Annotated in this window: 11 protein-coding genes and 1 tRNA gene; 4 read left to right on the top strand and 8 right to left on the bottom strand. The window is 67.5% G+C overall.

Annotation, left to right across the window (positions count from 1 at the left end):
* Together HMPREF0058_RS07920 and HMPREF0058_RS07925 are read left to right on the top strand one after the other, a co-directional pair.
* Window positions 1-3,063, top strand: a 3,063-nt coding sequence (locus HMPREF0058_RS07920; RefSeq protein WP_248597015.1) for a UPF0182 family membrane protein, incomplete at its 5' end; no start/stop codon positions are given.
* 212 nt (window positions 3,064-3,275) lie between these two features.
* Window positions 3,276-3,349, top strand: a tRNA-Met gene (locus HMPREF0058_RS07925).
* 864 nt (window positions 3,350-4,213) lie between these two features.
* Here the strand turns inward: HMPREF0058_RS07925 and HMPREF0058_RS07930 are convergent.
* From HMPREF0058_RS07930 to HMPREF0058_RS07940, 3 genes are all read right to left on the bottom strand, one after another.
* Window positions 4,214-4,480, bottom strand: coding sequence for a Txe/YoeB family addiction module toxin (locus tag HMPREF0058_RS07930; protein WP_006549250.1), 267 nt, complete (start codon window positions 4,478-4,480; stop codon window positions 4,214-4,216).
* 4 nt (window positions 4,481-4,484) lie between these two features.
* Window positions 4,485-4,751, bottom strand: a complete 267-nt coding sequence (locus tag HMPREF0058_RS07935; protein WP_006549251.1) for a type II toxin-antitoxin system RelB/DinJ family antitoxin — start codon at window positions 4,749-4,751, stop codon at window positions 4,485-4,487.
* Between the two features lie 320 nt (window positions 4,752-5,071).
* Window positions 5,072-5,740, bottom strand: a complete 669-nt coding sequence (locus HMPREF0058_RS07940; RefSeq protein ID WP_081449208.1) for a tyrosine-protein phosphatase — start codon at window positions 5,738-5,740, stop codon at window positions 5,072-5,074.
* A 621-nt stretch (window positions 5,741-6,361) separates the two neighbouring features.
* Between HMPREF0058_RS07940 and HMPREF0058_RS07945 the strand changes: the two genes are divergently transcribed.
* Window positions 6,362-6,817, top strand: a complete 456-nt coding sequence (locus tag HMPREF0058_RS07945; RefSeq protein ID WP_006549253.1) for a PIN domain-containing protein — start codon at window positions 6,362-6,364, stop codon at window positions 6,815-6,817.
* Between the two features lie 106 nt (window positions 6,818-6,923).
* On the opposite strand, the gene HMPREF0058_RS07950 is transcribed toward HMPREF0058_RS07945, so the two are convergent.
* Window positions 6,924-7,316 carry an NUDIX hydrolase gene (locus HMPREF0058_RS07950; protein ID WP_006549254.1) on the bottom strand — a complete coding sequence of 131 codons (393 nt, stop codon included), beginning with the start codon at window positions 7,314-7,316 and terminating at the stop codon, window positions 6,924-6,926.
* Between the two features lie 271 nt (window positions 7,317-7,587).
* Between HMPREF0058_RS07950 and HMPREF0058_RS07955 the strand changes: the two genes are divergently transcribed.
* The gene (locus HMPREF0058_RS07955) at window positions 7,588-10,737 is read left to right on the top strand and encodes a VaFE repeat-containing surface-anchored protein (RefSeq protein WP_034236078.1); all 3,150 of its coding nucleotides are present in this window, start codon (window positions 7,588-7,590) and stop codon (window positions 10,735-10,737) included.
* 94 nt (window positions 10,738-10,831) lie between these two features.
* Here HMPREF0058_RS07955 and HMPREF0058_RS07960 read toward each other — a convergent pair whose 3' ends face one another.
* From HMPREF0058_RS07960 to HMPREF0058_RS07975, 4 genes are all read right to left on the bottom strand, one after another.
* Window positions 10,832-11,869, bottom strand: coding sequence for a hypothetical protein (locus tag HMPREF0058_RS07960; RefSeq protein ID WP_141560528.1), 1,038 nt, complete (start codon window positions 11,867-11,869; stop codon window positions 10,832-10,834).
* A gap of 16 nt (window positions 11,870-11,885) precedes the next feature.
* Complete coding sequence (locus HMPREF0058_RS07965) at window positions 11,886-12,305, bottom strand: PadR family transcriptional regulator (protein WP_006549257.1); 420 nt, start codon at window positions 12,303-12,305, stop codon at window positions 11,886-11,888.
* Between the two features lie 268 nt (window positions 12,306-12,573).
* Window positions 12,574-13,314 carry a response regulator gene (locus tag HMPREF0058_RS07970; protein ID WP_006549258.1) on the bottom strand — a complete coding sequence of 247 codons (741 nt, stop codon included), beginning with the start codon at window positions 13,312-13,314 and terminating at the stop codon, window positions 12,574-12,576.
* A partial coding sequence (locus tag HMPREF0058_RS07975) for a sensor histidine kinase (RefSeq protein WP_006549259.1) occupies window positions 13,311-14,081 on the bottom strand: 771 nt, incomplete at its 5' end. The genes HMPREF0058_RS07975 and HMPREF0058_RS07970, both read right to left, overlap by 4 nt.

A 14,081-nucleotide genomic window follows, 5' to 3' on the forward strand; every position in this document is an offset into this window, starting at 1 on the left:
GACGGCGGTGACGGCGCTGGAGGATCCGGCACGCCGCGTTCGCGTGGACGCGAGGGACGCCGCGGACCAGGGCCGCTGGCGCTGACCATCATGATCCTGGCAGGACTGGCCGTGGTGCTCCTGTTCCTGTCGCGTACCTGGACTGAGGTCCTGTGGTTCAGTCAGCTCGGCTTCTCGCGCGTGGTGTGGACCCAGTGGATCGCGGCGGGCGCCATGTTCATCGTCGGCACGCTCATCATGTTCCTGGCGGTACTGGCGGCTATGACGCGGGCCTACCGGGCGCGCGAGATCACCCTGCCCTATGACGAGGCCTCCCGGAACCTGGAGTCCTACCGCACGGCCTTCGAGCCGATGCGCAAGCCGCTGACCTTCATCGTGCCGGCGCTGCTGGGTGTCTTCGCTGCCGGGCTGGAGCTGGTCCCGCACTGGCGTGAGGTCATGCTGGCGCTCAACTCCCAGTCCTTTGGGACCACTGATCCGCAGTTCGGGCTGGACGTGTCCTTCTACGTCTTCATCCTGCCGGTGCTGACCACGGTGGTGTCCTACCTCAGCAGGGTGGTCATCTTCGCCGGCCTGGCCAGCGTGGTGGTCCACTACCTGTACGGCGGGATCTCCGTGGCCCGCCAGCCGCACTTCACCAAGGCCGCGCGTATCCACCTGTCGGTCTTCCTGGCGCTGTTCGCCCTGCTGCGTGCCGCCGACTACTGGCTGAGCCGCTACCAGGCGCTGTACTCCTCGAACACGAAGTTCGACGGCGCCAGCTACACCGACGTCAACGCCGTCATCCCCGCCAACGCCATCCTGGCGGCGATCGCGGCCGTGATCGCCGTGCTCTTCATCGCCTCGGTGCGAGCACGGTCCTGGAAGCTGCCGGTGACCGGCGTCGTCGTCATGATCGCCTCGGCCCTGCTGATCGGCACGGGGTACCCGCTGGTCATCCAGCGCTTCGTCGTCGACCCCAACGCCCAGCGTGAGGAGGCGCCCTACATCCAGCGCAACATCAACGCCACCCTGACCGCCTACGGCCTGGACGGCATCGAGACGACGAACTACAACGCCGCGACCACCGCCCAGGCGGGCCAGCTCAAGGAGGACGCGGAGTCGACGACGTCGATCCGTCTGCTGGACCCCAACCTGGTCTCGGCGACCTTCAAGCAGCTGCAGCAGAACAAGCAGTACTACTCCTTCGCCTCCAGCCTCAACGTCGACCGCTACAACGTCGAGGGACAGTCGCGAGACACGGTGATCGCCGTGCGTGAGCTCAACCTTGACGGCCTGGACGCGGGCCAGCGCACCTGGATCAACGAGCACACGGTCTACACCCACGGCTACGGCATGGTCACGGCCTACGGCAACACGGTCGCCTCGGGCGGGTACCCCTCGTTCTGGGAGGGCGGGATTCCCTCCTCTGGTGACCTGGGGGAGTACGAGCCGAGGATCTACTTCGGTCAGCAGTCGCCGTCCTACTCGATCGTGGGCGGTGACGACGGCGGCAGCCCGCGCGAGCTGGACTACCCCGACGACAAGTCGGACTCGGGGCAGGTCAACACGACCTTTGCCGGCAACGGCGGACCGGACGTGTCCAACCCGTGGAACCGGCTGCTGTACGCCGTGCGCTTCCAGGAGATGAACATCCTGTTCTCCCAGGAGGTGCGTGACGGCTCACAGATCCTGTACAACCGCAACCCCGCTCAGCGCGTGTCCAAGGTGGCGCCGTGGCTGACGCTGGACGGTAACCCCTACCCGGCTGTGGTTGATGACGACGACGATCCCTCCACCCCCAAGCGCGTGGTGTGGATCCTCGACGGCTACACGACGACCAACAACTACCCCTACGCCCAGCACGAGTCCCTGGAGGACTCGATGTCTGACGCGACGACCGGGCAGGCCTCTCTGCTGGGGGCGCCGGAGAAGTCCAACTACGTGCGCAACTCGGTCAAGGCCGTGGTGGACGCCTACGACGGTGCGGTGACCCTGTACGAGTGGGACGAGCAGGACCCGATCCTGGCGGCCTGGTCCAAGGTCTTCCCCGGGTCCGTGACCCCAATGAGCCAGATGAGTGCCGACCTTATGGCGCATATGCGCTACCCGGAGGACCTGTTCAAGGTCCAGCGCACCGTCATGGCGAAGTACCACGTCACCAACCCTGAGGACTTCTACTCCGGTGGTGACTTCTGGAAGGTCCCGGACGACCCGACCAAGTCCGGTGCGGGAGCCCAGGCGCCCTACTACCTCACGCTCAAGATGCCGGATCAGGACAAGGCCTCCTTCTCGCTGTCCAGCGTCTACATCATTGGTGGTAACACGGACCGCAACGTGCTCACCGGCTTCATGGCGGTGGACTCCGAGACCGCCTCGGGCGAGCCCGGGGTGCGTAACCCTGACTACGGCAAGCTGCGGCTGCTGGAGCTGCCGCGCTCGTCCAACGTCTCCGGCCCGGGACAGGTGCAGAACAACTTCGACTCTGACTCCACCGCCTCCCAGGTCCTCAACCTGCTCAGCCAGCAGGGATCGCAGGTGATTAAGGGCAACTTGCTCACGCTGCCGGTGGGCGGTGGCCTGCTCTACGTCCAGCCCGTCTACGTCCAGTCCTCCTCGGGGACGCAGTACCCGCTGCTGCGCAAGGTGCTGGTCTCCTTCGGTGACAAGGTCGGCTTCGCTGACACGCTGTCCGAGGCCCTTGACCAGGTCTTCGGTGGTGACTCGGGTGCCCAGACCGGTGAGGACGTGGTTGACGGTGACGCGGCTGCGGCCAACAACACCTCCGATGAGCAGGCGGCGGCCGGCGCTGCGGATGGTGACGGCGCCGCGGCGTCCGCCGCCCCGAGTGAGGCAGCTGGGGCCGAGCCGACGCAGGCAGATACTCCGGCGCCTGGTGAGGGAGCGGCCACCGGCGACGCCCAGACGAGGCTGGATACGGCGCTGGTTGATGCGCGCAGCGCGATGACGGCTGCGAACGAGGCCATGAAGAACGGGGACTGGACCGCTTACGGCGAGGCCCAGACCCGGCTCAACGACGCCCTCAACCGGGCGGTGGCTGCTCAGGAGGAGCTGAAGAAGTAGGGGAGAGGTTGCTGGGCGCCTCGCGGGTGCCCAGCAACCTTTTCCGGTGACGACGGCGCAGCGCCCTGGCAGCGGCCAGGTTGTTGCGCCGTCGTTCTGTCCGGACAAGCCGATGAGACCCGGGGGGGGGCTGGCTCACACGCGGGTGAGTAAAGGCACGGGGTACGGGTTTGAAATGGGGGAGTGGGCGCGCCTAGTATTGCTTTCGCCGACGCGGGGTGGAGCAGTTCGGTAGCTCGCCGGGCTCATAACCCGGAGGTCGCAGGTTCGAATCCTGTCCCCGCTACGAGAGAGGGAGCCCCGGCACCAGCAGGTGCCGGGGCTTTCTGCTGCCCGGGCACGAACTGAGCGGGAACCCACGAACCGTCATCCATGCGGACTGGATACAGATCAGTGAGGGCTACACCGAGTGCTGATGCAGTGAGAGCAATGTCTTCGCCGGTCCACTTGATCTTGCCGCGTAGGCGGTTTGAGATGCTTGGCCCTGGTAGGCCAAGGAGCTCTCCCAGGTGTGAGCGAGTCATCCGCCTTGTGAATAGGTACTGCTGCACCGTGAAGCCGACTGCGACATCAAAGTCGTTCTCGGAGCTGCTGCTCTTCTTTGGGCTGGCTTGAGCTGGGCACAGTTGTGGCGTTGGTCTCGTAATGGTCTGATCCAGGCTGTCACGCTGCCTACCGGGCGGAAGCGGTTTCCGCGTGAGGAGATTGAACGACTGCTCACACCGACATCGGCCTCCGCATCATCCGCTGCTTCGGCCGCGTCGCCGGCGTCTGCGGGCGAGCTGGTAGGGCAAGAGGCACGGCTGTGGTGAGTGCGAGGCGAGTACTGCTGCTCGCTCATGAGTCTGCAGGCAGGCTGGGTCGCCGCTGTGCGGTGCTGTCTGCACGGTGTGGTGGCTCAGAGACTGCCGCGCCGGCGGGGAGGCGGGCGCTGGCCGGCCGGAGGCATCAAGGGATGTGCCCTCCCAACCCAGGCACTGTCAGCCTGTGACAACAAGCCACCCATCACCCGCTTAACCAACCTCCGCGATCAGTACACCTAGGACGGTGGAGGCCAGGAGCGTCACGAAGAGGTGGTTCAGCTCCTGGAGCAGTCGGCCGAGGCGGCCTGACCCGAGGGCGACGCGGAAGGAGGGGCTGGTGTGGAGGATCAGCTGTAGTGCCCCATGCAGGCGAGGATGATGATGGTGTCCTGACGGACCTGGTAGACGAGGCGGTTGGCCTTGTCAATGCGCCGGCTCCACAGGCCCGTCAGATTCCCTCGCAGCGGCTCGGGAGCGCCGGTGCCCTCGAAGGGGTGCCGCATGGTGTCGCGAATGAGTGCGTTGATCTTGCGCAGGGTCTTCCTGTCTTGCTGCTGCCAGGCCAGGTAGTCGTCCCAGGCTGCCTGGGCCCATGTCAGGGTCCGGTCCGCCACCGCGTCACTCCTCGATGAGGGCGTGGTCGGACAGGGGCAGGCGTCCAGCGTCCAGCTCGGTCTTCAGGTGCTCCAGGTGGGCGATATTGGCGGGGTGGTAGAACGGGTCGGCGGTGATCTCGAAGGGGATGCGGCGTTCCATAGCGATCTTGCGCATGTACACCGTCAGGGCGGTGGTCATGGTCAGGCCCATCTCTCGCACGACCTCCTCGACCTGGGCCTTCAGGTCAGGGTCGACCTTGAAGTTGACATTGACGGTGTGTGTTGTCATGCGATCACCTCTCCTTCGTTGCGAATCGTAAAGCGTCCGCCCCTCAGTGTAAAGAACATGTCGGCGTGAGGCCTCCGCGGGTCGCGGAGTACGCGGGTGTGGTTCAGACGTCAAACTGAGGTGTGATTGGCGACATATTCGTCTGGGTGCAAATACTGCACATCTGGCACATGTGGACACAGTCAGGCTCCGTACTGGGACGTCCTTGTCCCCAGGCGGTCCGGCGGCGCAACGCGCTGTCGCTACCGCTAGCGGCCTCGGCCTGAGTGTGTGTGCTGGTAGCCCAGGCGATGAGCTCGCCCAGCTCCGCCTGCTCGGCCCTACCTGGTGAGGGTGGACACGGCGCGGTGGTTGAGGACCGGCAGGCGGTGCGCCGGCGCCGCATGGGCGAAGTGGGTAACGTGGGGACGCACCTGCGCAGTCCAGGCGTCGGCCTGTGCTTGGGTCCACGTTGACTGCCGATCGTGGGTGGGCTGATGGCTCGCGGTACCGGCCACGGCTCGCACGGACAGCTCGTAGTCGTCTGCGACCAGGTCGGGCACCACGCCTGCGTTGGCGAGCAGGAGCGCGGTGACCATGCCGGTACGGTCCCGGCCCGCGCTGCAGTGGACCAGGACACCGGGTGTGGCGGCAGCGATGGCCTCGAGCGTGGTGCGCACGAGAGCGGGCAGGATCCGCAGGTTGTGTGTCCAGCACTCCGGGGAATCGAGGATCGGGAAGCACGCGCGACGGAACTCCTCGTCGTCATGGTCCTCGGTCGGTGCGTTGACCACTGTCATGTCGGGAATGTCGACCGGTGCCGGGTCCCCATGGCGCCACCCGATCTCATAGGAGCAGCGCAGATCGACGACCGTCGCCAGCCCCCAGTCCCTCGCCGCGGCCCATCCCTCGGCGTCCAGACGCTCGCGGCGCGGGCCTCTGGCGACGCGCCCGAACCGTGTCACGCCCGCTGACGTGCGGATTCCGTCCAGGTCTCGAAGGTTTGGGATGTCTCATCCTACACAAGCTCTCTCACCCGCCCAACGCTAGGTAATGCCATCCCTCGTTCCAAGTACGAACAAGTCTGCTTCTCGGTGGAAAAGCACTGTCACGCTCATTTAGCGAGCGCAGAGGATCACGCCCGCACCTTGACGAAATCCGACAAGGTGGCTCGCCGTGACCCCAAACGGTCGTTAACGGACACTCCGCGACACGCGACGACAAACTCTGCCCAAAATGCCTGCCCTCCGACGGCCGGGAGCCGGCCTGACATCGCCCTAGCCGCGGCCCGCTGTCGAGGGCTTGCAGGGGCAGATCATGGGTGCTTATAGCTGCCGCATTCTGCCCCGCCATCCTTCGGGATTGGCGGGGTTTTTTCTCTAGTGAGGTCCCATGGATCGGGTCGCTGTCTTCTTCGACTACCAGAATGTCGCAGGCTGGGCGAAGCGCTGCTTCAACACCAACGAGGGCCACATCTGGCCCAAGAAGACCGCTGAGTTCCTCGTCAGTCGGCGCCAGCGTCCTAGTGAGCTTGTCGAGACCCGCGTCTACCGAGGGCGCCCAACCCCACCCGGCAGGCGGTTTCTGCCCGAGCGAACGACCGACAGACCGCCGACTGGGAGGCCACCGGTGTGACCGTCGTGCGCAGCAACCTCCAGTACCCGCCGCAGTGGCCGAGCCAGCCTGCCGCCGAAAAGGGTATCGACGTCGCCCTGGCCGTCAACGTCGTCAAGTACGCGATGCTGGGCAACATCGACGCCGCCATCGTGTTCACCAGCGACAAGGACATCCCGCCTGCTATCGAACTGGTCTACGCCGATACCCCCTGCCACGTCGAGCTGGCCTGCTGGTCCGGTGGTCGACGCCTGCGGTTCGAGGGCACCCAGGCCCCGTGGTGCCACTTCCTCAAGGAGAGTGACTTCCTGAGCATCCGCGACCTCACCGACTACACCGGCCCCAACCCCGTGCGCATGTCACAGCCGAGCTCTGGGGTCTCGCCGTCCGGGGATGCCGGTGCGTCCGAATCGTGTCACGCCTGGTCGGCGGCGGTGCCGGTAGGAGACACGCGGTGTCAGGATCCCGGGTGATTCCTTGGCGTGCGACTCGTGGTCGCGGTGAGCGCCTGGTGGTTTCGCGGGGCGGCAGGGCGAGTGGAGGGGTGCCTGGGCAAGTTGCCCGGGATCGTGACAGGGGTTAGCTGATCAGGGCAGGGATCACCACGCGTGTGAGCGGTGCCAGGTCCTGCGGTAAGGGCGCGGTCAGGTCAGTCCACCGCAGCTCGGCGATCTCATGTGCCGGCTGCGCCCCATCCACGTACGGGTGACTGAAGACGTGGGCGAGGACCACGTAGCCCTCCTCATTGGCGGCGGGCGCGGTGAAGATCCCTAGTGGCTGCAGGTCCTCGGTATCGATGGCGATCCCAAGCTCTTCGCGGGCCTCGCGCGCCGCCGTCTGGGAGGCAGTCTCACCAGGCTCGGGCTTGCCTCCGGGGAACATGAACAGCTGTGTTCCACGCTTGCGCACGGTCAGGAGCCGACCATTGCAGTCACGGATGATGACGGCACTGACGATGATCTCCTGACCCACGGCTCGTGACCCTATCAGCCGCCCCAACAGTCACCTCTGCTCGCGCTCGGGCTCCACAGGAGGGAAGGAGACGAACGCCAGGAATGGGGGTGTGGACGGCTGGACGAGCGGAACGCCGCTGTCACCTATCGTCGGAGGCACGGGCTCATCGAGGAGTGCCGTGAGCGGCACACCGGACTACACACGCCCCGGAACGCGAGCCTTGCTGGCCTAGGAAACCGACGCTCGCGCACCGGGGTCTCTCACCCATCCTCACGAAAGGAAGACGGAGATGGCCAAGACGACCACCACGCGCGTGCCTGGAGCACGCCGCTCACGGCTGGGGACGATGCTACCGGGACCTGACAGGTTGCGGCGTGCCAGTGCTCTCGTCGCGGCGGTCGCGCTCATGGCCAGTGCCATGGCGGGCATGAGCGCCCTGCCGCTCGGCCAGGACCTGGGGCTGCGCTCCCCAGCGCAGGCCGCGGTCACCAAGATCCCGCCAAACACCGGCGAGGGCTACCCCTTCTATGATTCCTCCGGCACCTATCACTGGCTCGGAGCCAACGCGGACCCCGTGACGCCGGGTGTGCTCAACTGGTGCATCGAGTTCGGGCCGGTGCCGATCAAGGCCAACGCACAGATGGCGGACGCCAGAGAGCTGACCGAGCAGGTCCAGCGAGGAGACACCGCGCCCTCGCTCAAGGTCGCTCCCGCCCAGATGTACTGGCTCCTGACCAAGTACGAGCCGGTGGACACTGCCGACTCCCGAGCCGCACTGGCGATCCTGGCTCACGCGAACTATGACGTCGCCCCGCAGGCTGCGGGCATCATCGCCGAGATTCCTGCCAAGTTCCCCTCGGCCTACGCCCTGGCGGAGGCCTACGCCGCCGAGTCGCGGGTGTCGACGCCGCAGAGCTTCGCCACGGGTGGGGCGCAGCGTGAGGACGCGGTGCGGACGGGGCAGGTGGGAGGCATCGCCTCCACCAACACTGACGGCAGCCTGATTCCTGGCGTCCCGGTCACGGTCACCCTGGTGGGGCCAGCCGTCTTTGACACCACCGGCACTGGGACCTGGGCCGGCGTGACCGGCATGGAGCCGATCTCGCTGGCCTGGACGGCGACGGGCAACGGAGAGGTCAGCTACTCGGCGCATTTCAGCGTGCCGCGTCAGGTCCTGCGCTACTACGCCAATGACGGCTCCGTTCAGGACATGATCACCCGCGGTCCGCAGGCCAGCATTGAGATGCTGGACATTGAGCAGCCCGGAACCCCCTTTCGCGTGCACTACGACTTCCAGCCTCTGGGCACCTCGCAGGTGCACACCGTGGAGGTCAATGCCGACGGCGCCATCAATGACACCCTGACCACGGCCACGGATACCTCCTACGTCAATCCGCACTGGATGACCGACGCCGGCCAGCCGGTGCCCGTCGTCTACCGCGCCACCGCCTACTGGTCGCGTACTCGTCCGGCCCAGACGGACCGGGTGCCGCAGGGAGCGGAGAAGATCGGCGAGGTCACGGCGACGGCCACCGGTCCCGATCAGAGCCTTGAGGCCTCGCTGGAGCTGGGCAAGAGGGGCTTTGTCACCTGGGTGTGGGAGGTGCGCAAGGCCGACCAAGGGGCCTACGAGTCCTACGTGGCTGCGGACTGGCTGGACGGCTACGGACTGCCTGAGGAGACCAGCAGCGAGAACTTCGACTTCCGCCCCCTGGGGACCTCGCACGTCTCGAGCTGGAAGGTCAACCAGCCGGAGGAACCACCGTGCGACACCTTCACCCCGGCGGCTGACCCGAGCTACCGGGACGGGGAGTGGACCCGCCTGGTCTCGGCCGACTCCTTTGACGACGGCGTCTACGTCCCGGTGGTCTACACGGCCACTGCCTACCGCCTCGACCCGGAGGTGCTGCCCGTCACCGCCGAGCAGGTGCCGGCCGAGGCGAGGGCTCTCGGCAGCGTCAAGGTGACCGCGTCTGGTCCGGGCCAGGAGGTGCAGGCCTGCCTGGACCAGAGTGTCGCCCCCGGCTTCCTGACCTGGGTGTGGCAGGTCCAGGCTGAGGACCAGGCGGCTCACGGGCGCTGGATCGCCTCTGGATGGGCCGACTCCTACGGCGTGGCCGAGGAGACCACCTCCACCGTGTACCGCACGACGATTGACTCCTCCATCCAGGTCCACGCCACCAAGAGCGGTGAGTACCTCTCTGACGATCTCTTTGTGGAGGGCTTCCCCTCCAACCACGGTGACTTTGAGGGAGGGATGGGTTTCAAAGCCGATGAGAAGGAGATGACGCAGTCCCTGCTCTTCTTCCCTGACGGTCAGGAGGTCACCGAGGCCAACCGGGCTCGGGCCGAGCTCATTGCCTCGGTCAAGGTCCCGGCGCGCAACGGCACCTACTTCCACGTCGGCTCCACCTCCTTCAAGGTCAAGAAGGATGACGACGGCGCAGCCCTGCCCGGTACCTACGTCTTCGTCACGGACTTCGCCGGGGACGATCGCACGGCGGCCTACTCCTCCTCCGTCGAGGACGCTAGCGAGCAGTACGTCGTCGCGCCGCCGCCGGTCCAGCCTGAGATCGAGACGACGGCGAGTGACAAGGCTGACGGGGACAAGGTCCTGCCGGCGACCGGGGACGTGACGATTGCCGACCAGGTGTGCCAGAAGGAGGGCAAGCCCCTGGAGGTGGGTAAGACCTATACCCTCACGGCCCGGGCGATGGACAAGGAGACAGGCCAACCCATCATGGATGATGACGGCCGTCCGTTCACGGGCCAGGCGCAGCTGACGCCGTCGGGTCCGTCTGACTGCGCGGTGGTGGAGGTGAGGATCCCGGCGCGGTTGCTGCACGGCAAGACGATCGTCATGTTCGAGAACGTGACCCTGGACGGGCGCACGGTGGCCGTCCACACCGACATCGAGGACGAGGGCCAGACCGTCACGGGCGCGCTGGTTCCCGAGGTGGGGACGACGCTCACGGACTCCTCCGACGGCGACCACGAGGTCTCGCCCGGCCCTGTGGTGCTGGAGGACAGGGTGTGTCCCAAGAACGTGACGACCTTCGAGCCGGGGCGGACCTATGAGGTCCAGGGACGGCTCATGGACAAGAAGACCGGCAAGCCGCTGACCGGGAAGGAGGGGCAGGAGGTGGTCGCCTCGGCCAGCTTCACGCCCTCTTCGGCCACGGACTGCGCGGTCGTCAGCTTCTCCTTTGACGCCAGGACGCTTGCCGACCATCGGCTGGTCGCTTTCGAGCGGGTCTACGAGCCAGGTAGCCAGGTGATCCTGGCTTCTCACGAGGACCTCGACGACGCCGCGCAGACCGTCCACGTGATCAAGCCCCTGCCGCCCCTGGTCCAGACCGGCGCGACCGTGGCGCTGGTGGCGCTGGCTGCCGCCGGCCTCATTGGCTCGGGCACGGTGCTGAGCCGGACCCGTCGCTGAGACGGGACGGGCCCAGGCCTGCGAGGGACGTCCTCGGCGCAGGCCTGGGCCCAGCCTGGTGGGGAGGAGGCAAGAGCGGCTTCGCAGGCTCTGCCTAGCTCATGCGCCTGCGGCCGGCGCCTCGCAGCCGTGTCAGACCGATGACGCAGAGCTGCAGTGCCAACAGCGTCCAGGCCGTGGCAACGGACCAGCTGCTCCAGAGCCAGCTCACGAGTGCCGCGAGGCCGGCCAGCAGCCCGAGGACAAGGAGCAGGCGACCGGAACGGCGCTCGTGGGAGACGTGAGCCTCCTCGCCCTCGTGCACCAGTCGCCGGGCCCACCAGCCTGGGGCACCGATCTCCTCCCAGGGGTCAGCGGTGCCGACCAGAGCGCGGGTCTCGTCAACCAGACGATCGCGTACGGGGCGGTCCACCATCTGAGAGACGGCCAGGCGCCGGTCCAGCTCGGCGTACCACTGCTCAGAGCTGCCGTGGCGGGCGTGGCGAGAGTGGTCCTCGCGGTCCCAGTCCACGTAGCGCCAGCCGACAGCGACGAGGACCGCGCCGTAGAGGACTCCCAGCCATCCCGACCCTCGCCACCAGCCGCTCGACGTCACGGCACACACAAAGACCGCCAGCCCGAGGACCGCGACGCTGGCCCGCTGCAGGGCGAGGGCTCTTAGGCCGCGCAGGGCCGTGCGTACGGCGGACCCCACTCCGCCCATCATGGCGATGAGCCCGGCGAAGGCGAGTGCGTGCTCTAGCCCGAAGTGGATCTCCTTGCTGGACAGGATGATCTTGAAGGGCCAGATGAGGACGAAGTAGGCGCCAGCGAGGAGCATGGCGGAGCAGACCTGTGCCACGACCCCGGCCTCCTGACGCTCCTGCGCAGCGCGTGCCTCCTTGTCGTCGGTCTCGCCAGCGAGCTGGGCTGCGACATCGGTGGGAGAGCCGAACAGCTCGGTGACGTCGGTGGGTTCGGCGCCCTCGGCGCGCTCCTCGGCCCGCAGGGCGAGGAGGGCCTCGCGCTGCTGCTCGCTCAGGCGCACGGCGGTGGCGGTGCTCAGCTCGTCCCGGCGGACCAGGTCATGGGTGAGGCGGTCGAGCCAGGCATGGTCGGCAGCGCTGAGGTCAGGACGGTCCTTGTCAGTCATCATCGGCTCCCGGGTGTCAGTGAGCATCGTGGTCCGGCGCTTCAGCGTGCAGGACGGGGGAGGGTGAGAGGGATGTCTCGGTTGGGGCGAGCAGGAGCGTGCCGACGGCGCCGGTGAACTGGACCCACTGCCTGGAGTAGGTCTCCAGCTGGCGGCGGCCGGCGGAGGTCAGGGTGAGCATCTTGCGTCCCGGGCCGCCGTCGCCCGCGACCCAGGTGACCTCCACGAGCCCGTCCTTCTCCAAGGTGGTGAGTACGGGGTAGAGCGCTCCGCCCTTGATGTGCCCGAGTCCTGCCGCCTCCAGCGCCTGGGTGATGGCGTAGCCGTAGGTGCGGCCGCGGGCGATGACGGCGAGGACCGCGGCCGGGAGGAAGCCTCGGAGCCACGCGGGAGGGTAGCCCTCGGTGGTGTGGCCCCGGACGATCTCAGGTGACATTACTAGATAGTAAAGATGAGTAGTCAGATTGCCTATATAGCTGCTTGGCGGACGAATGAGCATGACGCGACGCTGATCTCGGGCACCTGGGCTTTTTTCCTAGCCAGATGCCGTCGTCGGTCTGCCTGTGGCGGTCCGAGGCGACGGTGAGCGGCTCATGACGGTGCTAGCTCACGGGGCTGCTACGCCCCTGCTGTCAGGCTGCGCGCGTGCCAGGCAGTCTCGGGCTTCGTCGTCGGCCGGCTGGTGCCGCTCCGGGCAGAACGCTTTACGCAACGGACAGCGTCAGCACCTCGTCAAACCGCACCGCGCCACAGCGCAGCGCCGTGAGTACCAGATGCACGCGGTCCCTGGCGCCGGTCTTGGCCAGCAGGTGCGAGACGTGCGTCTTGACCGTGGGCATGGACAGCCACAGACGGTCGCACAGCTCCTGGTTGCTCAGCCCCAGGGCGATGAGCCGCAGGATCTCCCGCTCCCGGTGCGTCAGTCCAGACAGGTCCGCAGGCGGCGTACCCTCCGCCGTGATCACCTGCCCGGGGTCGCTGTGGAGGGCGGAGGCCGGCGCCGCGTGGAGAGAACTGGCGCCACCGCGCACCGCTGCCAGCAGCCGGCGCGTCGGACCTGGAGAGATGACTGAGTCCCCGGCGTGCACCGTCCGGATCGCTGCCAGCAGCTCCTGCGGCGGGGTGCTCTTGAGCAGGAAACCGGCGGCGCCCACCTCGATAGCGCCCAGCACGTAGCCGTCGGTGTCAAAGGTCGTCAAGATAACGACCTTGCCGCCCCATCCCTGCGACGTCAGGCACCGTGTGGTCTCGATGCCGTCGATCCCGGGCATCTGGACGTCCAGCAGCAGGAGGTCCACCTGCTCATCCTGGACCTGACGCAGGGCTTGGGCGCCGCTGGTGGCCTGCCAGACCACCTCCATGTCGTCCTGGGCGTCCAGAATCATGGCGAGCCCTGCGGTCAGCAGGGGCTCGTCATCGGTCAGGGCCAGACGGATGACGCTCATCGCTCTCCCGCACCGCTCAACGGGATCGTGGCGTCCACCACCCACCCTTCGGCGAGCGGGCCGGCACTCAGTCTCCCGCCCAGGTCGCCCACGCGGGCCGCCATGGTCTCCAGGCCAGCGCCCTGACGCTGCGCGACCTCGTGCCCGGCGTGCGCACGGTGACCTGCCTTGCGGGCCGGTGCGGCGTTGGCGACGCGGACCTCGAGCTGGTCGTTGGCCCCGCGGACGCTCACGCAGATCGCAGCGCCCGGGGCGTGGCGCAGCGCGTTGGTCGTCGCCTCCTGCACGACCCGGTAGACGCACTGAGCGACCGTGGCCGGGCAGGGCGAGGCCAGGGCGTCGTGAAGGTCGACGGACACTGGCAGGCCGGTGCCGCGCAGCGTGGAGACCAGAGGTACCAGCCCTTCCAGGCCTGGAGCGTCCGGCGTCGCAGTGGTCAGGACGCGAGTCTGCGCCGTGGGGACCGGTCTGTCGGCCGGGAGCCGGCGTGGTGGGAGGAGGGGCGAGCCCGGAGCGTCGGCCTGGGCGTTGTCGGCTTGGCTCTGCGCCCTAGGCGCCGCGGCGTCGTCAGCCCGCAGGACGTCCACGAGGGTGTGGACCTCGTCGATCGCACGGCGGCTGGTCTGCGCGATGACCTCCAGGGCCTCGTCGGCCCGCGTGGGGCTGGCAGGCATGACCACGCGGGCGGCCTCAGCCTGTATGCCGATGACGGCCAGGCTGTGGCCGACGACGTCGTGCACCTCGTGCGCGATGCGCTGGCGCTCGCG

The sequence above is a fragment of the Actinomyces urogenitalis DSM 15434 genome (assembly GCF_000159035.1).
Classification (GTDB): domain Bacteria; phylum Actinomycetota; class Actinomycetes; order Actinomycetales; family Actinomycetaceae; genus Actinomyces; species Actinomyces urogenitalis.

Coding starts and splice junctions, on each gene's coding strand:
- HMPREF0058_RS07935 (WP_006549251.1), bottom strand. CDS start 4,751: ATGACAACACACACCGTCAATGTCAACTTCAAGGTCGACCCTGACCTG.
- HMPREF0058_RS07955 (WP_034236078.1), top strand. CDS start 7,588: ATGGCCAAGACGACCACCACGCGCGTGCCTGGAGCACGCCGCTCACGG.
- HMPREF0058_RS07960 (WP_141560528.1), bottom strand. CDS start 11,869: ATGACTGACAAGGACCGTCCTGACCTCAGCGCTGCCGACCATGCCTGG.
- HMPREF0058_RS07965 (WP_006549257.1), bottom strand. CDS start 12,305: ATGTCACCTGAGATCGTCCGGGGCCACACCACCGAGGGCTACCCTCCC.
- HMPREF0058_RS07970 (WP_006549258.1), bottom strand. CDS start 13,314: ATGAGCGTCATCCGTCTGGCCCTGACCGATGACGAGCCCCTGCTGACC.